The organism is Mesobaculum littorinae, from assembly GCF_004011175.1.
Classification (GTDB): domain Bacteria; phylum Pseudomonadota; class Alphaproteobacteria; order Rhodobacterales; family Rhodobacteraceae; genus Tranquillimonas; species Tranquillimonas littorinae.
Genome location: NZ_RQXX01000001.1, coordinates 1,021,265 through 1,043,896, shown reverse-complemented (window position 1 = coordinate 1,043,896; position 22,632 = coordinate 1,021,265). Strand labels below are relative to the sequence as shown.

Annotated in this window: 17 protein-coding genes; 7 read left to right on the top strand and 10 right to left on the bottom strand. The window is 67.8% G+C overall.

Annotation, left to right across the window (positions count from 1 at the left end; genetic code table 11):
• Positions 1-478: 478 nt before the first annotated feature.
• From EKE94_RS04775 to EKE94_RS04765, 3 genes are all read left to right on the top strand, one after another.
• Positions 479-1,345, top strand: coding sequence for an ABC transporter ATP-binding protein (locus tag EKE94_RS04775; RefSeq protein WP_127905411.1), 867 nt, complete (start codon positions 479-481; stop codon positions 1,343-1,345).
• Between the two features lie 208 nt (positions 1,346-1,553).
• Positions 1,554-2,291 (top strand): ABC transporter permease, encoded by a 738-nt coding sequence (locus EKE94_RS04770; RefSeq protein ID WP_127905410.1) that lies wholly within the window; start codon positions 1,554-1,556, stop codon positions 2,289-2,291.
• A 173-nt stretch (positions 2,292-2,464) separates the two neighbouring features.
• Positions 2,465-2,998, top strand: coding sequence for an NADPH-dependent FMN reductase (locus EKE94_RS04765; protein WP_127905409.1), 534 nt, complete (start codon positions 2,465-2,467; stop codon positions 2,996-2,998).
• 272 nt (positions 2,999-3,270) lie between these two features.
• Here the strand turns inward: EKE94_RS04765 and EKE94_RS04760 are convergent, their stop codons facing one another.
• The 5 genes from EKE94_RS04760 to EKE94_RS04740 all read right to left on the bottom strand — a co-directional run bounded on the left by EKE94_RS04760 (position 3,271) and on the right by EKE94_RS04740 (position 8,892).
• The gene (locus tag EKE94_RS04760; RefSeq protein ID WP_127905489.1) at positions 3,271-3,972 is read right to left on the bottom strand and encodes an RES family NAD+ phosphorylase; all 702 of its coding nucleotides are present in this window, start codon (positions 3,970-3,972) and stop codon (positions 3,271-3,273) included.
• Positions 3,973-4,047: 75 nt separating this feature from the next.
• A complete protein-coding gene (locus tag EKE94_RS04755; RefSeq protein ID WP_127905408.1) occupies positions 4,048-4,437 on the bottom strand; it encodes an antitoxin Xre-like helix-turn-helix domain-containing protein in 390 nt (129 codons plus the stop codon).
• Between the two features lie 85 nt (positions 4,438-4,522).
• Positions 4,523-5,086, bottom strand: a complete 564-nt coding sequence (gene ilvN / locus EKE94_RS04750; RefSeq protein ID WP_127905407.1) for an acetolactate synthase small subunit — start codon at positions 5,084-5,086, stop codon at positions 4,523-4,525.
• A 10-nt stretch (positions 5,087-5,096) separates the two neighbouring features.
• Positions 5,097-6,842, bottom strand: a complete 1,746-nt coding sequence (locus EKE94_RS04745; RefSeq protein WP_127905406.1) for an acetolactate synthase 3 large subunit — start codon at positions 6,840-6,842, stop codon at positions 5,097-5,099.
• Between the two features lie 391 nt (positions 6,843-7,233).
• Positions 7,234-8,892: an alpha-glucosidase gene (locus EKE94_RS04740; protein ID WP_127905405.1), complete on the bottom strand. Its 1,659-nt coding sequence runs from the start codon at positions 8,890-8,892 to the stop codon at positions 7,234-7,236.
• A 267-nt stretch (positions 8,893-9,159) separates the two neighbouring features.
• Between EKE94_RS04740 and EKE94_RS04735 the strand changes: the two genes are divergently transcribed.
• From EKE94_RS04735 to EKE94_RS04720, 4 genes are all read left to right on the top strand, one after another.
• Positions 9,160-10,248, top strand: a complete 1,089-nt coding sequence (locus EKE94_RS04735; protein ID WP_127905404.1) for a TRAP transporter substrate-binding protein — start codon at positions 9,160-9,162, stop codon at positions 10,246-10,248.
• Positions 10,249-10,384: 136 nt separating this feature from the next.
• A complete protein-coding gene (locus tag EKE94_RS04730) occupies positions 10,385-11,272 on the top strand; it encodes a TRAP transporter small permease subunit (RefSeq protein WP_127905403.1) in 888 nt (295 codons plus the stop codon).
• A gap of 15 nt (positions 11,273-11,287) precedes the next feature.
• Positions 11,288-13,642, top strand: coding sequence for a TRAP transporter large permease (locus tag EKE94_RS04725; protein WP_127905402.1), 2,355 nt, complete (start codon positions 11,288-11,290; stop codon positions 13,640-13,642).
• Between the two features lie 46 nt (positions 13,643-13,688).
• Positions 13,689-14,231, top strand: coding sequence for a hypothetical protein (locus EKE94_RS04720; protein WP_127905401.1), 543 nt, complete (start codon positions 13,689-13,691; stop codon positions 14,229-14,231).
• Between the two features lie 38 nt (positions 14,232-14,269).
• Here EKE94_RS04720 and kynU read toward each other — a convergent pair whose 3' ends face one another.
• The 5 genes from kynU to EKE94_RS04695 all read right to left on the bottom strand — a co-directional run bounded on the left by kynU (position 14,270) and on the right by EKE94_RS04695 (position 22,628).
• On the bottom strand, positions 14,270-15,457 hold the full coding sequence (kynU, locus tag EKE94_RS04715) for a kynureninase (RefSeq protein WP_127905400.1): 1,188 nt from the start codon (positions 15,455-15,457) through the stop codon (positions 14,270-14,272).
• A complete protein-coding gene (locus tag EKE94_RS04710; protein WP_127905399.1) occupies positions 15,454-16,257 on the bottom strand; it encodes an alpha/beta hydrolase in 804 nt (267 codons plus the stop codon). The genes kynU and EKE94_RS04710 overlap by 4 nt, the downstream gene beginning before the upstream one ends.
• On the bottom strand, positions 16,254-16,805 hold the full coding sequence (locus EKE94_RS04705) for a MarR family winged helix-turn-helix transcriptional regulator (RefSeq protein WP_164870825.1): 552 nt from the start codon (positions 16,803-16,805) through the stop codon (positions 16,254-16,256). The genes EKE94_RS04710 and EKE94_RS04705 overlap by 4 nt, the downstream gene beginning before the upstream one ends.
• 327 nt (positions 16,806-17,132) lie before the next feature.
• Entirely contained in the window at positions 17,133-19,298 is a 2,166-nt protein-coding gene (locus tag EKE94_RS04700) for an esterase-like activity of phytase family protein (RefSeq protein WP_407940864.1), read from the bottom strand.
• Positions 19,299-19,481: 183 nt separating this feature from the next.
• A complete protein-coding gene (locus EKE94_RS04695; protein WP_127905396.1) occupies positions 19,482-22,628 on the bottom strand; it encodes an efflux RND transporter permease subunit in 3,147 nt (1,048 codons plus the stop codon).
• Between the last annotated feature and the right edge of the window lie 4 nt (positions 22,629-22,632).

Genomic DNA, 22,632 nt, shown 5'->3' with positions numbered 1-22,632 from the left:
GGACTTCCCTCCGGGTACCGCGCGCTGGATGGCTCAAGGGACGGTCAAGGGCACGCCACGTGGCCGCACTAATAAGCGGGGGGGGGGGCGGAATGCCGGACCTCCCTCCGGGCACCAAAGGCCGGGGGAGAGGCGGTCGGGATGTCGGGTAGAAAGCCCTCGGCGGGACGGCTGCCCACGTATTGCGAGGGGCGGGCCACGGTTTTCGCGGCCGCGGCGGTCGGTCAGGCGGCGTATGCGGCAGGCAAGGCAGATGCCGTCCTTCCTCCGCGCCGGGGGTTTTGCGGCGGTTCCCCGGGGCCCGTCGATGCCCGGCAGCCTTTGGAGCGACGGGGAGGCTGGTCCAGCGACCAGGGGAGCGCGCGCACAACGATCCCGGGGAGGGGACCGTTTTCTCGGGCCCTGCGTCTACCACCGCCGGAGACCCGTTACCCCGGCGACCCGGCAGCTTGCCGGGCATCTACCGGGATGTCTCCTGATGCCTAGGGCGTGGCCCGGACCCTATGGCCAGCGGGCTGGTGTCGACCGCACCGACCCGCCCTGCATTCTGCGCCCGGAAAATGGGCCGGTCGGCCCCGACCGTCGCGCGCCGCCGGGACTGAGGCTGCGGGGCCGGGCCCGGGTTGGCGCGCAGACGCTCTTCGGTCCGCTCGACCTTGCCGTGGCGCCGGGGCGGTGGACCTGCCTGCTGGGGCCGTCGGGCGTGGGGAAGTCGACCTTTTTGCACCTCCTGGCGGGGATCGCCGACGGGATCTCCTTTGCCGGCGATCTCGGGGCCGCCGACGGTGCGCCCCTGGCAGGACGGGTGGCGCTGATGGCGCAGGCGGACATGCTGTTGCCCTGGCTTACGGCCCGCGACAACCTGCTTATCGGCGCCCGCCTGCGCGGCGAGACGCCCGATACCCGTGCCGCGGAGGCGATGCTGGAGCGGGTGGGCCTATCGGGGATGGCCGCGCGCAAGCCCCGCGCGCTGTCCGGCGGGCAGCGGCAGCGGGTCGCGCTGGCGCGCACGCTGATCGAGGACCGCCCCGTGGTGCTGCTCGATGAACCCTTCTCGGCCCTCGACATCGCCACGCGGGTGCGGATGCAGGACCTTGCCGCCGCGCTGCTGCGGGGGCGCACCATCCTTCACGTCACCCATGATCCGGCCGAGGCCGCGCGGCTGGGCGACCATATCCTTCTGCTGACGCACCGGGGGCTGACCGAGCTTGCCCCGCCGCGCGCTCCCGCACCGCGCCCCCCCGACGCGCCGGAAACGCTGGAAGCGACCGGAGCCCTGACCCGGCACCTGCTGGCGTGCGAGTGCCAGCCCGCGGCAGCTCCGTCCGCGGAGGGCCTGACATGACGGGGTGGGGGTGTTCAGGGGCGGCGGCCCCATCTCGTGGAGGGCGCCGAGCCGCCCCGTGCGCAACCGAGGAACAATGGCCGAAGCCGGGGTGCCGCCGCGCGCCGCATGACGACCGCTGCCGGTTCGGGCCCGCACCGGAACCGGTGCCCGCAGGCTTGCCGTCACATCCCGCCACCCCGGCCGTCCGCGCAGCGGGGCGTCCCGCGTGAAGGCGCTGCGGCCCGCGCTACCGCTGCTGCTCGGCCTCGTGCTGTGGCAGGGGGCGGTGTGGCTGTGGCAGGTGCCGTCCTTCATTCTGCCCGGGCCGGTCCGGGTGGCTGCGGCCCTGGTGGACAATGCCGGCCTGATCGCCGGGCACGCGGCCGTGACGGGGCTGGAGGTCGCGCTGGGCCTGGGCCTGGGCGCCGTGCTGGGCTGGCTGTCGGCCGTGGCGCTGGCGCTGTCGCCCGCCGCCCGCGGGGCCATCGGGCCGATCCTGGTCTTCACTCAGGCGGTCCCGGTCTTCGCGTTGGCCCCGATCCTGACGCTGTGGTTCGGCTACGGGCTGGGGTCGAAGGTCGCGATGGCGCTTCTGATCATCTATTTCCCGGTCACGTCCTCGTTCCTCGACGCGCTGTTGCAGACGCCGGCGCCCTGGCTCGCGCAGGCGCGGGTCATGGGGGGCGGGGGCTGGCGACAGATGTGGTATCTGCGCATCCCCGCCGCCCTGCCGGGGTTCCTGTCGGGGCTGAAGCTGGCGGCGGTCTATGCCCCCATCGGCGCGGTGATCGGCGAATGGGTCGGCGCCTCGCGCGGGCTGGGCTACCTGATGCTGCTGGCGAACGGGCGGGCCAAGACCGACCTGATGTTCGCCGCCCTGGTCGTGCTGGCGGTCCTGGCCATCGCGCTGCACCGCGCCGTAGATCACCTTGCCGCCGCAGCGCTGCGCCGCCGCTTCGGTTAAGGGGGCGCATCACGCCGGGACGGGCCGGGCCTCGGAGAGACGGGGGCAGACGGGGGACAGGCGGGGCCGCACAGGGGTTGCGGCACGGTTGCACCGCCTCGAGGTCTGACAACAGGCAGTGCCTGTGATAGCTCCTCGCGATGACCCATGACCAATGACAGGAGGGCCGCCTGATGCCCCGTATCCTTTTCGTCTCCGGCTCGCTGCGCGCGGCGTCCTCGGCCACCGCGACCGCGCGGGCGCTGATGCAGCGGCTTGAGGGGCGGGCCACGACCGAGCTGGCCGAGATCGGCACCATCCCGCACTACAACGCCGATCTGGACGAACCCGCCGCCGCCGCCGCGTTCCGCGAGGCGATCGGCGCGGCGGACGGCGTGGTCTTCGTCACGCCGGAGTACAACTACTCGGTCCCCGGGGTGCTGAAGAACGCGATCGACTGGGCCTCGCGCCCGGCCTACGGGTCGGTCTTCAAGGGCAAGCCCTGCCTTGTCATGACCGTGTCGGGCGGCGCGCTGGGCGGCGTGCGCGCGCAGGCGCACCTGAAATACGTGCTGGGCGGCATGCTGGCGCAGGTCCATCCGGGGATGGAGGTGGTGATCCCGCAGGCCGGCAAGAAGGTCGAGGACGGGGTGCTGACCGATGCCGCGACGCTGGACTTCGCGATGGCCGAGATCGAGGGCATGATGGGCGCCAACACCGGCGCCTGAGGTCGCAGGCCGGGGCACGGGCGTCGCGACGCCCGTCGGCCACCGGGCCCTGCCGGGACGGGCCGCGCCCGCTCATCGGCCGTCAGTGCCGGGGCGCTGCCCAATCCTCGAATGCCCGGCGGGCGCCGGAGCCGTTCCGGTGCGGTGCACGCCGGGACGCCGGGCTTGCCCGGGCGGTCGTGCGGGCCCGCGCGTCGTGGCCGGACGTGCGGCGGGTCGGTGGAAAGGTCACCGGGGCACGGGCGGGCCGGTGGCCCAGGCCGGACCGTGGCCTAGGCCGACGGTGTCGCGGCGATGCTGAACTCGGGCGTGCCGGTCCAGCGCAGGGTCCATCCCGCGCCGGGGCGCACGTTCTGGACGACGCCGGGGTCGAAGGCCACGAAGCAGCGTCCGCCCGGCGCCCGGACCGAGGGGTAGAGCAGCCCGCGATGGCCCGCGCGGCGCAGCGCGCCCGCCAGCCGCTGCCCCGCGGCGTAGCCCGGCCCGGTGTCGGGCGACAGGGCGGGGTGATCTGTGCAGTCGGCGAGGTCGGGGAAATCGCCGATGAAATCCGCCAACAGCTCGACATAGCGGGCGCTGTCTTCGTAGACGCCGGCAAAGCCCAGCTCTCGGGTTCGGTGAAACCCCACCTCTTCGGCCGAGGTCAGGCTGTGGTAGCTGCAATACCACGCGCCCCGATCACCGTCGTTGAACCGGTTGCCCGTGGGGCGGGTATAGGTGAAGGCCGCGTTGATATGGCTTTGCCCGTAGACCTGCAGGTCCTGGGCCCGCCGCGCGAAGACCAGTTCGCGCCGGTCGAGCCCGCGCGCCCCTTCGCGTTCGGCGATAAGGCGGTCGCTGGTCTGACCCTCAAGCTCGGCCAGGATCGCGGCCTCGGCCTCGGTATCGACGAGACCGCGCAGCACCGGCGGCTTGTGATAGGTCTCGGGGATCAGGCGCACCAGCGCCCGGTCGTTGATCGAGGTCAGGCGCAGGGCGTCCGGCAGGTCCGGGGACAGGTCCATGCGGGCGGGGCGCGGGGCGTCTGACACGGGGCTGGGCATCGGGGCTCAGGCACCGCCCCGCAGCGCATCGACATAGCCGCGCACGCGCAGGATCTTGGGCAGGCCGCCGCGGATCATCGCGTCGACCGGGCGCGCGCCGTCGAATTCCGGCCCGGTGTTGGGCCGGGTGATCCAGCTGCGGGCCAGCGGCGCGTCGAAGTAAAGCTCAAGTGACTTGTAAAGCCCCACCAGCGCGGAAAGCCGCAGCATCTGGTCGCGTGTCAGATCACCCGCGTAGCCGGGGCGGCGGGCGCGTTTCCACGTCGATTCCGACATGTCGGCCAGCGCCGCGGCGTCGCGCAGGGGCAGCGCCCATGCTTCGGCGATGCGGGCCACCGCCTTCAGTCCGACGGCCTGCATGTCGTCCGACGCGCGTTCCTTGACGAGATTCTGCATGGGCGATGCCTCCATATGACCCCATATATAGGGCCATATGGATCATTGGCAAAGATCAAATGAACCCTGCGTAGGGATCACATGGTCAGGCAGCCCCGCGTGACAGGGCGGCGACCCCGGTGCGCGCAACCTCGACCAGCCCCAGCGGGCGCATCAGATCGGCAAAGGCGTCGATCTTTTCCGGCGTGCCGGTGATTTCGAACACGAAGCTTTCCAGCGTCGTGTCGACCACGCTGGCGCGAAAGATATCGGCCAGCCGCAGCGCCTCGACCCGCTTGTCGCCCTGGCCGCGCACCTTGAAGAGCGCGAGTTCGCGTTCGACGCTGCGGCCTTCTTCGGTCAGGTCGTGAACCTCGTGCACCGGCACGATGCGGCCCAGCTGTGCCTTGATCTGGGCGATCACCTGCGGCGTGCCGGTGGTGACGATGGTGATGCGGCTCCGGTGCCCGGTATGGTCGATCTCGGCCACCGTCAGGCTTTCGATGTTGTAGCCGCGCCCGGAGAAGAGCCCGATAACGCGGGCCAGGACCCCGGGCTCGTTCTCGACCAGAACGGCCAGCGTGTGCCGTTCCTCGACGTCCGAGAAGCTCGGGCGCAGGTTGTAGGCGGAGTGGCTTGTCGAGCCCTGTTCGATCTTCAGTTGTGCCATGACCTGCTCCTTACACCAGCACCGCGCCGCCGGCCTCGATGGCCTGTTCGGTCGCGACCTCGCCGATCAGCATCTCGTTGTGCGGCTTGCCCGAGGGGATCATCGGGAAGCAGTTCTCGTGCTTCTCGACGAGGCAGTCGAAGATCACCGGGCCGTCGTAGTCCAGCATCTCCATGATCGCGTCGTCGAGGTCGGCGGGATCCTTGCACAGGATCCCCTTGGCGCCGAAGGCCTCGGCCAGCTTGACGAAGTCGGGCAGCGCCTCGGACCAGCTTTGCGAATAGCGCGAGTTGTGCAGAAGCTCCTGCCACTGGCGCACCATGCCGAGGCGTTCGTTGTTCAGGATGAACTGCTTGACCGGCAGGCGATACTGCACGGCGGTGCCCATTTCCTGCATGTTCATCAGCCACGACGCTTCGCCCGCGACGTTGATGACCAGGCTGTCCGGATGCGCCATCTGCACACCCACGGAGGCGGGGAAGCCATAGCCCATGGTGCCGAGGCCACCGCTCGTCATCCAGCGGTTGGGCTCTTCGAAGCCCAGGAACTGTGCCGCCCACATCTGGTGCTGGCCGACCTCGGTCGTGATGTAGCGGTCGCGATCCTTGGTCAGCGCCTCAAGCCGCTGCAGCGCGTATTGCGGTTTGATCGTGGTCTTGCTGTCGGTGTAGCGCAGGCAGTTCTTGGCTTTCCACTTGGCGATCTGGTCCAGCCAGGCCGAGTGGTCGGCGGTCTTCGACCCGCGCTCGCGCCAGACGCGCAGCACCTCGGCCAGCACCATCGCGATGTCGCCCACGATCGGGATGTCGGCGCGGATCACCTTGTTGATCGACGAGGGGTCGATGTCGATATGCGCCTTGGTGGAGCCGGGCGAGAAGGCATCGACGCGACCGGTGATCCGGTCGTCGAAGCGCGCGCCGAGGCAGATCATCAGGTCGGACCCGTGCATCGCCATGTTGGCCTCGTAAAGCCCGTGCATGCCCAGCATGCCCAGCCAGCGCTCGCCAGAGGCGGGGTAGGCGCCGAGGCCCATGAGCGTCGAGGTGATGGGCATATTGGTTTCGGCGACGAATTCGCGCAGGAGGCGGCTGGCCTCGGGGCCCGAATTGATGACCCCGCCGCCGGTGTAGAGCACCGGGCGCTCGGACGTCTCGATCGCGGTGACGAGCTGTTCGATGGACGCTGCATCGCCCAGCGTCGGGGGCGCGTAATGCGTCTTCATGTCGGTGCGCTGCACATAGCCGCCGGTGGCGAACTGCACGTCCTTGGGGATGTCCACCAGGACCGGGCCGGGGCGGCCCGACATCGCGACATGGAATGCCTCGTGCAGGGTGTTGGCGAGCCGGTCGGTGTCCTTGATCAGCCAGTTGTGCTTGGTGCAGGGGCGGGTGATGCCGACGGTATCTGCCTCCTGGAACGCGTCCGTGCCGATCATGAAGGTGGGCGCCTGGCCCGAGATGACGATGATCGGGATCGAATCCATCAGCGCATCGGTCAGGCCGGTCACCGCGTTGGTCGCGCCGGGGCCGCTGGTCACGATGGCGACGCCGGGCTTGCCGGTCGAGCGGGCATAGCCCTCGGCCGCGTGCACGGCGCCCTGTTCGTGCCGGACGAGGACGTGGTGGATGTCGTTTTGCTGGTGAATCTCGTCATAGATCGGAAGCACGGCGCCGCCGGGGTAGCCGAACACGACGTCGACCCCCTGATCCTTGAGCGCCTGCACAACCATCTTCGCGCCGGTCATCTGACCATCCATCGTCTTCTCTCCGCTCAACGCGCCGCCGGCCCGACTGCCGGCCACGGCAACAAAAAAGCCCCCGGGGGTGATCCGGGGGCGCATGGGAAACCGTTATGGTCTGCCGTTACCGGCCCATGCGCCACTTTCCTACGATGACAACAAGGCTGTCCATGCCAGGGGCTCCCACTTCGTAGACGACTCCCTATGGGCTTTGGCAGGGGGCGTCAACCGCAAGGCGGGGATTTTCGGATGCAAATGTCATGAACGGGCGAGGTATGCGCAACAATATTTCGCGATGTCGGGGTGGAAGAGGGGCGGGGCCCCCATGGCTGCCGGGTCGATGGTTGAGCGGTCGATGCCTCCGGCGGGAGTATTTGGGAAGAGAAGAAACAGCGCGCCCGCGAAAGTGTCAGCCGGGCTGGAGGATCGCGATGGCTTCGAACGGGACCAGGGTGATGCGACCTTCGAGCGCGGCGCGGGGACCCGCGGTCGCGATCAGCGTGGTGCCGCTGGCGGCAAGCTCGGCGGGAACCTCGACCTCTTGCGCGGTGTCGGTGAAGTTCGCCGCGACGGAGAGGCGTGTGGCGCCCAGGGTGCGGGTGTAGGCGAAGATGGCCGGGTGGTCCGGCAGGCAGAGCGCGAAGCGGCCCTCGACGATGACCGGATGCTGCTTGCGCAGCGCGACAAGGCGCCGGTAGTGCGACAGGACGCTGTCGGGATCGTCCTGCTGTGCGGCCACGTTGACCGAGGCGTGGTTGGCGTTGATCCCGATCCAGGGGCTGCCGGTGGTGAACCCTGCCTGCGGTCCGCCGGTCCATTGCACCGGCGTGCGCGCGTTGTCGCGGCCATTGGCATTGGCGCCAGCGATGAAGTCCTCGACACTCATCCCCTTGGCGGTCTGCTCGGCATAGAGGTTCAGGGTTTCCAGGTCGCGGAACTGGTCGATGCGGGTGAAATCGGCATTGGTCATGCCGATCTCTTCGCCCTGGTAGATGAAGGGCGTGCCGCGCATCAGGTGCATGACGGTGGCCAGCATCTTGGCCGAGGCGGCGCGCCAGCGGGGGCTGTCGTCGCCGTAGCGCGATACCTGCCGGGGCAGGTCGTGGTTCGACAGGAAGAGCGAATTCCAGCCATCCTCGGCCAGCGCCTCCTGCCAGCGGGCAAAGACGGCCTTGAACTTCGGCAGCGAGAAGGGCTGCGGCCGCCACTTGCCGACCTCCGGGTCCCAGTCCTGCACGATGTGTTCGAAGTGGAACACCATGTCCAGCTCGGCCCGGTCGCGGCCGCAGTAAAGCAGCGCCGTCTCGGGGCTGACGTTCCAGCTTTCGCCGATGGTCACGACGTCGCGGGGGCCGAAAGTGGCGGCGTGCATCTCTTGCAGATAGGGGTGCAGGTAGGGGCCCTGTTCGATCTCGCCCGTCTCGATATCCTTGCCGATCAGGTCGATGACATCCATCCGGAACCCTGCGATGCCGCGGTCCAGCCACCAGTTCATCATCTGGTAGATCTCGGCCCTCAGCGCGGGGTTGCGCCAGTTGAGGTCGGGCTGGGCGGGCGAGAAGAGGCCCAGGTAGTATTGCCCCGTTTCGGGGGCGAGCGTCCAGGCGGGCCCGCCGAAGAACGACCGCCTGTCGTCGGGCGGGCCGCCGTCGGGGGCCGGGTCGCGCCAGATGTAGTAGTCGCGCGTCGGTGCTCCGCGGTCGGCGCGCGCGGCTTCGAACCAGACGTGGCGGTCCGAGGAGTGATTGACGACGAGGTCCATGACGATGCCGATGTCACGGGCGCGCGCCTCGGCCAGCAGCCGCTCGAGATCGTCGAGTGTTCCGTACTCCGGCGCCACGTCGCGGTAGTCCGAGATGTCGTAGCCGTTGTCGACCATGGGCGAGCGGTAGACGGGCGAGAGCCAGATGAAGCCCACGCCCAACCGGTCGAGGTGATCCAGCCGGTCGATGATGCCGGGGATGTCGCCGATGCCGTCGCCGTTGCTGTCGGCAAAGCTGCGCGGATAGATCTGGTAGCCCACCTTGTCGCGCCACCAAGGGGTGTGCCTGTCGTCACCACGCGTCATGTGCCGTCTCCTCGTCCCGGGCCCCGCTGCGGCGGGGCGCGCCGGACCGCGACCTAGGTCCGGCCCTCGCGCGCGCAAGGTGCGGGCCAAAACGGAGGGAGGATCTGAGCAATCAAGAGGATGTGGCGTGGCGACGTTACGTCAGGTCAAGCTTTTGCGCAAATCGACGTAAATTCTGTGTTCCCGGATCGACAATCTCTGCGCTAGGCTCGGACGTACTAGCAAGGATCCGCCCGTCAAAGGGCGGGCGACATGGGAGGAGAATTCATGGATCGTAGATCATTTCTGCGGACGTCGGCGCTTGGCGGATCGGCGGCTGCGGCGTCCGGCCTTGCCGCACCGGCCATCGCCCAGGGCAACCGCACGCTGACGCTGGTCACGACCTGGCCGCGGGGTCTGGCGGGGGTGCATGACAGCGCGCAGCACGTGGCCGACACGATCGGCGCGATGTCGGATGGCCAGCTGACCGTCGACCTCAAGGCCGCGGGCGAACTGGTCGGCGCGTTCGAGGTCTTCGATGCCGTCACCGCGGGTCAGGCAGACATGTATCACGGCGTGGATTACTATTTCCTGGGGCAGCACCCGGCCTATGCCTTCTTTGCCTCGGTGCCCTTCGGCATGACCGCGCAGGAGCTTGCGGTCTGGTACTACCAGAACGGCGGGCAGGAGCTGCATGACGAGCTGGGGCAGATCTTCGGTCTGAAGTCCTTTCTCGCCGGGAATACCGGCGCGCAGTCCGGCGGCTGGTTCCGGAACGAGATCACGGGCCCCGAGGATTTCCAGGGTTTGCGGTTCCGGATGCCGGGGCAGGGCGGCCAGGTGCTGGGCAAGCTGGGCGCCAGCGTTCAGAACCTGCCGGGCGGCGAGGTCTATCAGGCGCTGTCCTCGGGGGCGATCGACGGGACCGAGTGGATCGGGCCGTGGTCGGACCAGTCGGCGGGCTTCCAGGAGATTACCGATATCTATTACACCGCAGGCTTCCACGAGCCGGGACCGGGGCTGAGCCTTGCCACCAACCGCGACGTTTTCGAAAGCCTGTCGCCCGCGCACCAGAAGATCATCGAGATGGCGGCCGCCGAAAGCCACCAGTGGACGCTGTCGCTGTTCCTGGCCAATAACGGCCGGGCCCTGCAACAGCTGCAATCGGGCGGCGTGCGCACCTTCGAGTTCCCCGACAGCGTGTGGGATGCGCTTGGCACTGCCTCGGCCGAGGTTCTGCAGGAGAACATGGACGACGATCTCTACGCCCGCACCCATGACAGCTACATGGAGTCGCTGCGCTCGACGACGTCGTGGATCCAGATGTCCGAAGGCGCCTTCTCGCAGCAGCGCAACCGCGTCATGGGCGAGATGTAGGCCAGCGCCGAACCGGTCCGGCGTGCCCATCGGTGCGCGCCGGGCCCTCCGCTCGCGGCTTTGGGGCCGCGGCGGATCATGCAGAGGTCAAGGGCAAGGGTGAACCTGCGCCCAGAGGGGACGGCACCGCAGCGTCATGGAGTTCATCATCTGGCTGGTGAGCCAAATCGGGCTCGCCTTCTGGCATTTCTTCTATGCCATCACGCATCCGGGGCTCTGGCTCGACTGGTCGAACGGCGAGGCGCTGATGCGCTTCATCTACTACGGCGGGTCGGTCGAGTTCTTCTTCGTGGTCTTCGTGGCCTTTCTCGTCGTCACTGCCGTGGGCCTCTGGTCGAACCGCTTCATGTGGGGCTGCGTGCGGGGTCTTGAAGGCATGGCCAACGGGCTTGGGCGCCTGTTTGCCTGGGCGGGCCTTCTGATGGTGATCCAGCAGATCGTCATCGTCTTCATGCAGCGCGTCTTCGCCGCCTCGTCGATCTCGGTCGGCTTCGGCTCGGTCTTCCAGTTCGACGTCTCCTGGTGGTCCGAGGAACTCAAGCTTTACAATGCCTTGATCGTCACTCTTTGCGCAGGCTACACCTTTGTCCAAGGGGGGCACGTGCGCGTGGACCTTGTCTATTCGCCGGTCAGCCACGCCACGAAACGGGTGATCGACATGGTGGGCAGCCTGCTGTTCATGATGCCCTTCGCCGCCGTCGTCTGGATGTATTCGTGGTTCTTCCTCTGGCGCCATCTCGTGACGCCCAAGGTCTCGGCCTCGGACACGCTGGACCGGACGCTGATGAAGGCCCGCGCCATCCGCTGGAATGTCGAGACGATCGGGTTCTCTCCGAACGGCTTCAACGCCTACTTCCTGTTCAAGATCCTGCTCGTGCTCTTCGCCGGGCTGATCTTCCTGCAGGCCATCGCATTCTTCTACCGCTCCTACCTTGAATGGAAGGGGGGGCCGCTGGCCGAAGGCCGCTACCTCGACCGCGACACGCTGGGCGCGGGCGAGACGGCCTTCGAAGGCACGCATTAAGGGATCCCGCACCACATGCTTTTCGGTCTGGACGGCGTCGAGCTTGGCCTCATCATCGTGTTCCTGTGCCTCTTCGGCGCGATCCTGTCGGGGTTTCCGGTGGCCTTCGCCATTGGTGGCGCGGCGGTCATCTCCTTCGCGATCATCGCCGCGCTCGACAGCGCCGGCATCCTGATCCATCAGGCGGTCGACACCTCGTCCGAGGCCTATCGCGCCTTGCTGGCCGAGGGCGAGCGCGCGATCAACATATCGAAGTTCCGATACCCCGACCTGCCGCGCATCTCCGAGCCGATCTTTCCCGGCGGGTGGGAGCTGGCCGTCGACCGCAACCTCAGCTTCATCGTCAACCGCATCAACGAACGCGTCCTCGCCGGCCAGTCGATCGAGACTCTGCTGGCCGTGCTGATGTTCGTGATGATGGGCATCGTGCTGGAACGGTCGAAGATTGCCAACGACCTGCTGACCACCATGGCACGCGTTTTCGGGCCGCTGCCGGGCGGCCTGGCGGTGTCGGTGGTGGTCGTGGGCGCCTTCCTCGCCGCCTCGACCGGCATCGTCGGCGCGACGGTGGTGACGATGGGCCTGCTGTCGCTGCCAACCATGCTGCGCAACGGATATTCGCCGCAGCTGGCCACCGGCGTCATCGCCGCCAGTGGCACGCTGGGCCAGATCATCCCGCCCTCGATCGTGATCGTGCTGCTGGGGACGCTCGCGGGCGACATCTATGCCTCGGCCCAGGATGCGCGGGCGCAGGCGGTGGGCTGCGGCGACGCGCTGACCTACCTGGGCCAGGCGGCTGTCGTGTCGGTCGGGACGCTGTTCCAGGCTGCCATCCTGCCGGGTGTGCTGCTGGCCGTGCTCTATGGCCTCTATGCCTTTACCTACGCCGTCTTCAATCCGTCCAAGGCCCCGCCTGTCGCGGTGGGCGAGGATGTGACGGGCGGCGAAATCATCACCCGCCACGAGGCACTGACCTGGTTCCTGGGTGCGCCCATCGTGCTGATCGGCGGCCTTGTGCTGGCGATGAGCCTGAACCTTGTCGGCAGCCAGTCCGTCTATGTCGCGAGCTATACCGAGGTCGCCGCCCAGTCGGGCCTGCGCACCAACGTCTCGCCTGCCTGTCAGGACGCCATGATCGAGCTGCATGGGCAGGACAAGTGGGACGCGGCCGTGACGCAAGCCCGGGCCAATGGCGGCCCGGTCGAACAGAGCCGCGCCCTGACCGAGGACGAGATGGCCGAGGCGACGGCGCAGATGATCGCCAGCCGCGCACCGATCGGGACGGGCATCGCGCTGGCGATGCTGGTGCTGGGGCTGATCCTGACCACGGCGCGCGGCGTCGCCCCCTCGGCCAACGGGCGGCCGCTGGCGATCGGCGCGGCGGGCATCCTGCTGGCGCTTCTGGCCGACGTCTTCCTGATCGGGCCGACCCTGTCGTCCGGGGCAACGGTGCTGATCCTGGCCATTCCCGTGGGGATTGCCCTGTGGGGCTGCGGCCGGGCCGTGCGCTACCTTGCCCGCAACGACCTGCTGCGCGTGGTCTTTCCGCCGCTGGTGCTGATCGTCGCGGTGCTGGGCTCGATCCTGGGCGGCATCACCAACCCCACGCCCGCCGCGGCGCTGGGGGCCGGGGGCGCGATCCTGCTGGCCGCCTACCGCCGGCTGCACGACGAGGGGCGGTCGGGCCGGATCATCCTGCTGACGGCCTTCGCCATCGTGGTGATGCTGCTTCTGGGCGTGAACTTCGACCTGCGCGTGGGTGTCGGGACGACCTCGCCCGGCGACTGGATCGCCTTTCTCGCCGCGCAGGCCTGCTATCTCTTCGCGATTTTCGGGCTGCTCTACGCCTGCTGGGTGCTCTTTGCGGGCGGCGTTCTGACGCCGGTGGTGCGCGAGACGGCGAAGGTCACCAGCATGGTCTTCACCATCCTCATCGGCTCGCAGCTTCTGAACCTTGTCGTGATCTCCTTCGGGGGCGAGGAGTACATCCAGAACTTCCTGCGCAGCTTCGACCGGGAATGGGTGGTGTTCTTGATCGTGATGCTGGTGCTGTTCGTGCTGGGCTTCGTGCTGGATTTCCTCGAGATCATCTACATCGTGATCCCCATCGTGGGCCCGGTAATCTACGGCGGCACGCTCGATCCCAAGTGGGTCACGATCATGATCGCGGTGAACCTTCAGACCTCGTTCCTGACCCCGCCTTTCGGCTTTGCGCTGTTCTATCTGCGCGGGGTAGCCCCGCCGAGCGTCACGACCGGCCACATCTACCGCGGCGTGATCCCCTTCGTGCTGATCCAGGTGCTGGGGCTGGCGCTGCTGTGGTTCTTCCCCGGCGTCGTGACGATCGTGCCGGACCTGTTCCCGAACTAGGGTGGTGTTTGCTAAATGAATTTCAAAAAAAGAAAGAAATAAAGTAGTGTACAATGTGATATGGCATGCGGCAATCGGAGCAATTGTTGGATCTGTAATAACTTATTTTGCGGCGGTCAGAAATATACATGCCAGCGCAGTTATAGACGAGCGCCGCAAGTGGCGTAATAAAATGCGGAAACTTGCTCTAGGGCTTGCCTCTGCGATGCGGGACAAAGAAGAAACGAAAGCTCAGCTGTTACGTGATGAAATTCGTATGAACCTGAACCCCTCCGATGACATGGATCGATCTATATTAGAGGAGACCTGTGCGGGTAAGGTATCGAAGAGAGTTTCTATATTGCTGAAGCACGACTGGGAGCGCGCTAAACTTGAAGCCTCAATATTCAAGAAGTTTTTGCGTTATGCGGATCGTCCGATTTTCTGTGAACGTCTTAAAAGAGAAGATTTTCTCAAGTGGAAAAGCGGAGCGATTTGCGGGTTGAGTTTCGCTTTACTAATATTCTTCCCTGCTATTTTTATCCATTTTTTAGTTCCGCTAGGTAAATTTTTGCGTTCGTCATGGATGCAATTTTCTCAGTATCTGTAGTTTTTAGTTCATCATGACACCTAGTTAAATGCAAAAGATCACGTCACCGCCTTCCGCTCGAGGTACTTCGGATCGTCCCAGAGCCGATTGGTCATCACCTCTTCCAGCACGTCCACCGCGGCACGGATGTCGCCTTCGTCGAGGTAAAGCGGGGTGATGCCAAAGCGCATGATGTCGGGGGCGCGGAAGTCTCCGATCACGCCGCGGTCGATCAGGGCCTGCATCGCTGCATAGCCCTGAGGATGCGAAAACGACACCTGCGAGCCGCGCCGCGCCGCTTCGCGCGGGGAGGCGAGGGTGAGGTCGGGGCAGCGGGCCGCGACCTCGGTGATGAAGATCTCTGACAGGTCGATCGCGCGGGCGCGCAGGGCGGTCATGTCGACGCCCTCCCAGATCTTCAGCGCCTCCTCCAGCAGGCTCATCTGCACCACCGGCGGTGTGCCGACACGCAGGCGCGAGACGGAGGGCGCGGGGCGGTAGCCCTGCTCGAACGCGAAGGGCGCGGCGTGGCCCAGCCAGCCCGCCAGCGTCGGGCGAAGGCCCTCGACCAGGTCGGGACGGGCGTAGATGAAGGCCGGCGCGCCCGGTCCGCCGTTCAGGAACTTGTAGCTGCAGCCCACCGCGAACTCGGCCCCGCAGCCCTCGAGGTCCAGAGGCACGGCACCCGCGCTATGCGCGAGATCCCAGATCGAGACCGCGCCTGCCGCGTGGGTGCGCGCTGTCAGATCGGCCATGTCGTGGCGGCGGCCGGTGCGATAATCGACCTCGGTCAGAAGCACCGCGGCGATGTCGTCGGTGATGGCGCCGGCCACGTCCTCGGGCGCGACGATGCGCAGCTCGTAGGTTTCGCCCAGCAGGCCCAGAAGGCCTTCGGCGATGTAGAGGTCGGCGGGGAAGTTGCCGCTGTCGCTCAGCACCACGCGGCGGTCGGGGCGCAGGGACAGGGCCGCGGACAAGGCCTGGTAGACCTTGATCGTCAGCGTGTCGCCCACGACGACCGACCCCGCGGGCGCGCCGATGATCGGTGCGATCCGGTCGCCCAGCCGTTCGGGCAGGTCCATCCAGCCGTGGTCGTTCCACCCGCGGATCAGGCCCTGGCCCCATTCGTGGCTGACGACCTGCGCCGCGCGCGCGGCGGCTGTCGCGGGCAGGGGGCCCAGCGAATTGCCGTCGAGATAGATCACGCCCGCGGGCAGATCGAAGAGGTCCTTGCGGGGAAACGTCATGTCAAAAGTGCCTCGGTCAGGGGGTGGTCGGGATCGGCGAGCCCGTCGATCACCGAGAAATGGTGCTGGCCCGGCGCGTAGTGGTCGGTGCAGTCCGGCCAGGCCTCGGCCATCAGCCGGGCCTGCCGCAGGAACTCGGGCCGTTCCGCCGCCCCGGTCCAGAGCGTGACGGGTACGGGCAGGCCATGCGTCAGCGCGGGGCTTTCGGCAACCGCGCCGTCGGGTGTCAGCTGAAGTGTGTCGTTCATCTCGGTCAGCAGCAGCGGGCGCAGGTCGTAGATGCCGCTGATCCCGAGGATACGCGCCACCCGGGGACGCAGGGCGCGGGCCAGCGGGCCTTCGGCACAGGCCATGCGCAGGGCCAGATGGCCGCCCGCGGAGTGGCCCGCGATGCGGATCGGGCCGCCGGTCCTTTCGGCCGCGCAGGCGATGGCGGCGGCGATCTCCTGCCCGATCCGCCCGATCCCGGCCTCGGGCGCGAGGGTGTAGGAGGGCAGGGCAACCATCCAGCCCCGCGCCAGCGCGCCCTGCGCGAGGTGCGAGAAATCGGCGCGGTCGCAGGACCGCCAGTAGCCGCCGTGGATGAAGGTCACGAGGCCGTGCGCCGGGCCGTCCGGGTGGAAAAGGTCAAGCTTCTGGCGCGGGCCCGGGCCATAGGCCAGAACTTGCGGTGGATGGGCGGCGCGAAAGGCCGCGGCGGCGTCGGACATCGCCGCCAGCAGCGCCTCGGCGCCGGGCACGTGGCCCGAGTTGTCGAAGGCATCGTTCCAGTCGATGCCGGGGGCGACGCGGGCGGTCATTCCCCGTGCCCTCCCGTGGGGCGGGCGGTCTCGGCCCGGGGTCCGTCGCGGGGTCCGTCTTGGGGACCGTCGCGGTCGCGGTCCAGCATCGCGTCGGCCCGCGACAGGATCAGGTCCAGCGCGTGGCAAAGGCCGGCCTGAGCGGCGGTGTCGAGGTCTTGCAACAGCTCGGCGTTGCGGGCGGCGGTATAGGCGCCAAGCTCGGCATAGACCGGTGCGCCCGCCTCCGTCAGCGACAGCACGCGCGTCCGTCCCCGTGCCTCGCGCCGGGCGAGGCCGGCCGCGACCAGCTCGGAGATACCGCGGCTGAGCTGGCCGGGATCGAGCGAGGTGTGCTGGGCGAGGTCGGCCATCTGCACCGGCTGGAAATCTCCGATCAGAATGAGGATTCGCGCCTTTTCGTGGCTGAGCCCGGTGCGTGGCGCGGCCTCGGCGTTGAACGACCGGCGCAGCGTCGCGGCCAGGGCAAAGATGCGCGGGGCGATCGCGGGGGCACCTGGGCGCAGTCCCGGATCGGGCCGGCCTGTGTGCGGCAAGTGTCCCGTCATGCGTCCCCCGTTGCGGTGCTCCGGCCGCGCGGGCGGTCCGGGGCCTGATGCGGGCGACCCTAACCCCATGGGCGGCAAAGGGGAATGCCGCCGGTGATCGGCCCATGGGGCAACCGGCCTCGCGGGGTCGACCGGCAGGGGATCGGCAACCGCGCCGCGTGGCCCCGGTGGGGGGCGGTCCAGCCGCGGTTCGGTCCGACGCCCGCCAGTGTCCCCGGGGATGGCCGCGGCAGGCCACCGACCCGGCGCTGCGGCCGGGGAGGGGCCACGAAAAACGCCCCGCGGAGTGCTCCGCGGGGCGCGTTTCGGCGTGCAGGCCTGTGCCGGTCAGTCGTCGGCGCGCCCGATCGAGAAGAACATCGTCTCGCCCGAGTGATCGTCGACGCCGTCGTTGTCGGTCGCCACCCAGATTTCGCCGTCCGACATCACGGCCAGCCCCTCGACCTTGTCCAGCACGTAGCCGCCCGTTGCGGTCAGGTCGGGGATCAGGTCGCGGACCTCTTCCTTGACCACGACCGGCAGGTCCGACCCCAGAGGCGCCGCCTGCATGTCGGCGGCCGCGATGCGGTAGACCTTCTTGACCTTCGCGGCCTCGCCCAGCTGGTTGTCGCGCTCGACGACATAGACCCAGTCGCCCTGAGCCGAGATTTCCGACAGGCCCACCCAGCCGGTCTGGGCGGCGGCCTTTTCATAGCGCACCGCGCCCCATTCGCCGGTCTCGGGCGTGTAGGCCACCAGCTTGACCGTGTTCTCGGGGTCGTCGCCCCATTCGCGCTGCACCGCCATCCACAGCGCCCCGTCCAGCATGGTGACGCCTTCGAAGCCGAAGCGGACCTCGTGCTGCGCCAGCTCTTCGGGGATCGTCACCTCTTCGGTAATCTCACCCTCGGCCGAGACGTGGTAGAGCGCGTGCGGGATATCGCGGTCGGTGCGGCCCTCGTTGGCGATCCAGAAGCCGCCGTCGCCGTCGAGCGTGATGCCCTCCATATCCATATGCGCGGCGGGGGCGCCGTCGCGGGTAACGCGGATCGCGCGGGTGATGCGGGCGGGCGTCTGCGCGGGGTCGATGACAAAGATCGTCGGCTGCCCGGCGTAGAAGCTGTCGTTGACCGCGTAGATCGTGCCGTCCTCGTCCGCGACCATGCCCGAGATCGCGCCCCAGCCAATCAGCTCATCCGCGCCGGCGGAGGTGAGCATGGGGTAGGTCGGTTCGGCATCCTGGTATTCGAACAGCATGACATGCGCGCGGGCGCCGCCGTCTTCGATCAGGTCATTCTCGTTCGCCGATACCAGCAGGTTGCGCTCGGGGATCGCCACGTAGCCTTCGGGCCCGATCCCCGATGGCAGAAGCTGCGAAAGCACGGGCGCAGAGGGGTCGGTGACGTCGTAGACCCCCACGACCGACGCACGCTCGGACCCGACGAAGACCATGGGCGTGTCGCCGAAGGTCGCGGTCTCGATCGACTCGGGCTCGACACCCTTGTTCTCGGACCGGCCCTCGGGGTAGTGGCCGATCTCGATGATCGCGTGCTCGAAGGACGTGCCGCTGTCGTAGACCACGGTGCCGTCCTTGTGGAAGATCGTCCAGCCGCGACTGCCGCCGTCCATGTCGCCTTCGTTCGCGGTGGCGAAGTGATCGTCGTCGATCCACTTGACCGCGTCGGGTTCGCGCACGCGCCCGGTCTGGCTTTCGTCGAAGATCAGCGCGTCGTCCTCGGTCGTGTCGATGCCGTTTAGATCGACCGCGCCCGCGGAGAAGTCCGACAGGATCTCGCCCTCCGAAGACACCACGACCATGTGGTTGTTTTCCTGCAGCGACACGACGATTTCGCCGGCGTCGTTGATGTCGACGAACTCGGGCTCGGGGTCGTCGCCGCCGACCTCGGCCAGGCCCGTCAGGTCGACCCGGATCTGGCCGTCGCAGTCGGGCATGCCGTCCTTCAGCGGGACGATCGACAGGTAGCCCGCGGGCATCTGGCCGACGCGGCCGTCGCCCAGATCCTCGTCACGCTCGTTCTCGATGGCGATGGCGACGACGCTGCCGTCGGGGGCCACGGCGACGCTGTCGGGCTGGCCGCCCAGATCGCAGCGCACGCCGTCGTCTTCCTGCCCAGTCGCCATGTCGATGAGGGCCAGATGGCCCGAGGGGTCGGTGAAGCTTTTCGAGGTGTTCACGCCCACGAAGGCCGACATGTCCATCACCGCGACCGAGGTGGGCTCGCCGCCCATGTCGAGCGCGCCTTTCGGCGCCGGCGCCGCGGGGTCGGTGATGTCGATCATGCCGACCAGCCCGGCGGGGCTGTCGGTGTAGATCAGCGTCATGCCGTCGCCGCTGACATCGATGATCTCGGCCGAGGTCGGCTGCGTGGGCTCGATCCCCTCGGGCAGGTTCTGCGCGACCGGGAAGGAGGCGATGCGGTTGAAGCTTTCGGCCCCCGCGGGCAGCGCGAGCGTCATGGCGGCGGTGGTCAGAAGGGCGGTCTTGAGTGTCACGTGGAGGGTATCCTTTGCCGTGGACTGCGGTGTCCCGCGCCACGTGCCAAGCGGATGTATCACCCCGATGACAGAACCGCCCTCCCGCAGGGTCATCGTCGTGAAAAAGGGGCCGAGGGGGGAATGCGAAACGGGCGCCCGAAGGCGCCCGTTTGCATGACAGGGTTCGTGCCGTCGGGCGCCTCAGGCGTCCGCGGGACGCTCAGAGACCGGCTTGGGATTGTCCGAGGTGTCGGTCTTGCCGCGACCGAAGATCTTCATCACGAGGACGAAGAACAGCGGCACGAAGAGCACACCGAGGATGGTGGCGGAAAGCGTCCCGCCCAGAACGCCCGCGCCGATGGCGTTGCGCCCGCCCGACCCCGCGCCCGAGGACAGCACCAGCGGCAGCACCCCCAGCGAGAACGCCATCGAGGTCATGATGATCGGCCGGAACCGCTGGCGCGCGGCTTCTTTGGTGGCGATCATCAGCGGCTCGCCGCTTTCCATCCGTTCGCGCGCGAACTCGACGATCAGGATCGCGTTCTTGCCGGTCAGGCCGATCACGGTCAGCAGGCCCACCTGGAAGAACACGCCGTTCTCGAACCCGCCGAGGAAGGCGCCCAGCAGCGCGCCCAGCACCCCGATGGGCATGGCCAGCATGACCGAGAACGGGATCGTCCAGCTTTCGTAGAGCGCGGCGAGCGACAGGAACACCGCCGCCAGCGACAGCGCGTAGAGCAGCGGGGCCTGGTTGCCCGACTCGCGTTCCTCGAGCGACAGGCCGGTCCAGGCCAGCGAGAAGCTGGGCGGAAGCTGGGCCGCCAGACGCTCGACCTCGGCCATCGCCTCGCCGGTCGTGACACCGGGCGCGGGCGAGCCCTGAAGCTGCATCGCCGGCACGCCGTTGTAGCGGTAGACGCCCTGCGCGCCCAACTGCCAGTCGCCTTCGGCGAAGTTGGCGAAGGGCACCAAGCCGCCGCTGTCGTTGCGCACCCGCCACTTGTCGATGTCGGTGGGGGTCGAGCGCGAGTTGGCGTCGCCCTGCACGTAGACCCGCTTGATCCGGCCCTGGTCGATGAAGTCGTTCACGTAACGACCCGCCCAGGCGATCGACAGCAGGTTGCTGACATCGGTGGCCGACACCCCCATCGCGCCGGCCTTGCGCCAGTCGATCTGAAGGTTGAACTGGCTCGCATCCTCAAGCCCGTTGGGCCGGATCGACGCGACGAGGTCGCTTTGCGACACCATCCCCAGCAGCTGGTTGCGCGCCTGCAGAAGCTGTTCATGCGTCTGCCCGCCGCGGGCCTGCAGGTAGAAGTCGAAGCCCGAGACGTTGCCCAGCTCGGTCACCGCGGGCGGCACGATGGGGATCACCATGCCGTCGCGGATCTGGCTGAAGGCGCCGTAGGCGCGACCCGCGATGGCCTGCGCGCTTTGACCGGGATCGGGGCGTTCCTCCCAGTCCTTCAGGCGCACGAAGACCAGGCCCATGTTCTGTCCCTGGCCGGCAAAGCCGAAGCCCGCGACCGAGAACACCGATTGCACGTTCTCGCTTTCGGCGGTCTGGTAGTAGGTCTCGGCCTGGTCGATGACGTCAAGCGTGCGTTCCAACGTGGCGCCGGTCGGCAGCTGGATCATGGTGAACATGATCCCCTGGTCCTCTTCGGGCAGGAACCCCGTGGGCGTGCGCATGAACATCAGCACCATCGCCACGGCGATCCCGATATAGGCCAGGCCGCTCAGGATGCGGTGCCGGATGATCCAGCCCACGAAGCCGCTATAGCCGTTCAGCGTCTTGTCGAAGCCGCGGTTGAACAGGCCGAAGGGCCCGCGCTTGGTCGCGTGGCCGGTGTTCTTGAGCAGCGTGGCGCAAAGCGCGGGCGTCAGCGTCAGCGCGACGACCACCGACAGCGCCATGGCCGACACGATGGTGATCGCGAACTGCTGGTAGATGACGCCGGTCGAGCCGCCGAAGAACGCCATCGGCACGAACACCGCCGACAGCACCATGGCGATGCCGATCAGCGCGCCGGTGATCTGGCCCATGCTCTTGCGGGTGGCTTCGCGGGGCGAGAGGCCTTCTTCCTCCATCACCCGCTCGACGTTTTCGACCACGACGATGGCGTCGTCGACCAGCAGGCCGATCGCCAGCACCATTGCCAGCATCGTCAGCGTGTTGATGGTAAAGCCCGCCGCGGCGATGATCCCGAAGGTCCCCAGAAGCACGACCGGAACGGCCAGCGTGGGGATCAGCGTGGCGCGCAGGTTCTGCAGGAACAGCCACATGACGAGGAACACCAGCACGATCGCCTCGAGCAGCGTGTGCAGCACCTCTTCGATCGAGATCTCGACGAAGGGCGTGGTGTCGTAGGGCACGACGTATTCCACCCCTTCCGGGAAGAACTCGGCGAACTCGTCGATCCGGTGGCGCACCTCTTCGGACACGTCCAGCGCGTTGGCGCCCGCCGCGAGGCTGATCGCCATGCCCGAGGACGGGCTGCCGTTGAAGCGGGATTCGAAGTTGTAGCTTTCCGAGCCGATCTCGACCCGCGCGACATCGCCCAGAAGCACCAGCGCGCCGTCGCTCTGGGCGCGCAGCACGATCTGGCGGAAATCCTCGGGCGTCGACAGCAGCGACTGCGCCGTGATCGTGGCGTTCAGCATCTGGCCTTCGTCGGTGGGCCGGTTGCCGAAGGCCCCGGCCGAGATCTGCGCGTTCTCCGAGCTGACGGCGTTGACGACGTCGGCGGGGGTCAGTTCGTAGGCGGCCAGCTTCGACGGATCGAGCCAGATCCGCATCGCGTATTGCCCGCCGAAGACCTGGACCGAGCCCACGCCCTCGATCCGGCTGATATCATTGACGAGGTTGGTCTTGAGGTAGTCCGAGAGGTCGGTTTCATCCAGCCGCCCGTCGGTCGAGATCAGGCCGATCACCATCAGGAACCCGGCCGAGGATTTCTGGACGCTCACCCCCTGCCGCTGCACCGGCTCGGGCAAAAGCGGGGTCGCCTGGCTCAGCTTGTTCTGCACCTGCACCTGCGCGATGTCGGGGTCGGTCCCCGTCTCGAAGGTCAGGCTGATGCTGGCGGTGCCGGCAGAGGTCGAGTTCGACGAGATGTAGCGCAGCCCGTCGAGCCCGGTCATCTGCTGTTCGACCACCTGCGTGACCGTGTTGGCCACCGTCTGGGCCGAGGCGCCGGGATAGCTGGCCGACACGCTGATCGTCGGCGGCGCGATCTGCGGATACTGCGCGATCGGCAGGGTCAGGATCGACAGCACGCCGATCCCCATGATGAGGATCGAGATCACCCACGCAAAGACGGGGCGTTCGATAAAGAAGCGGGCCATGCGA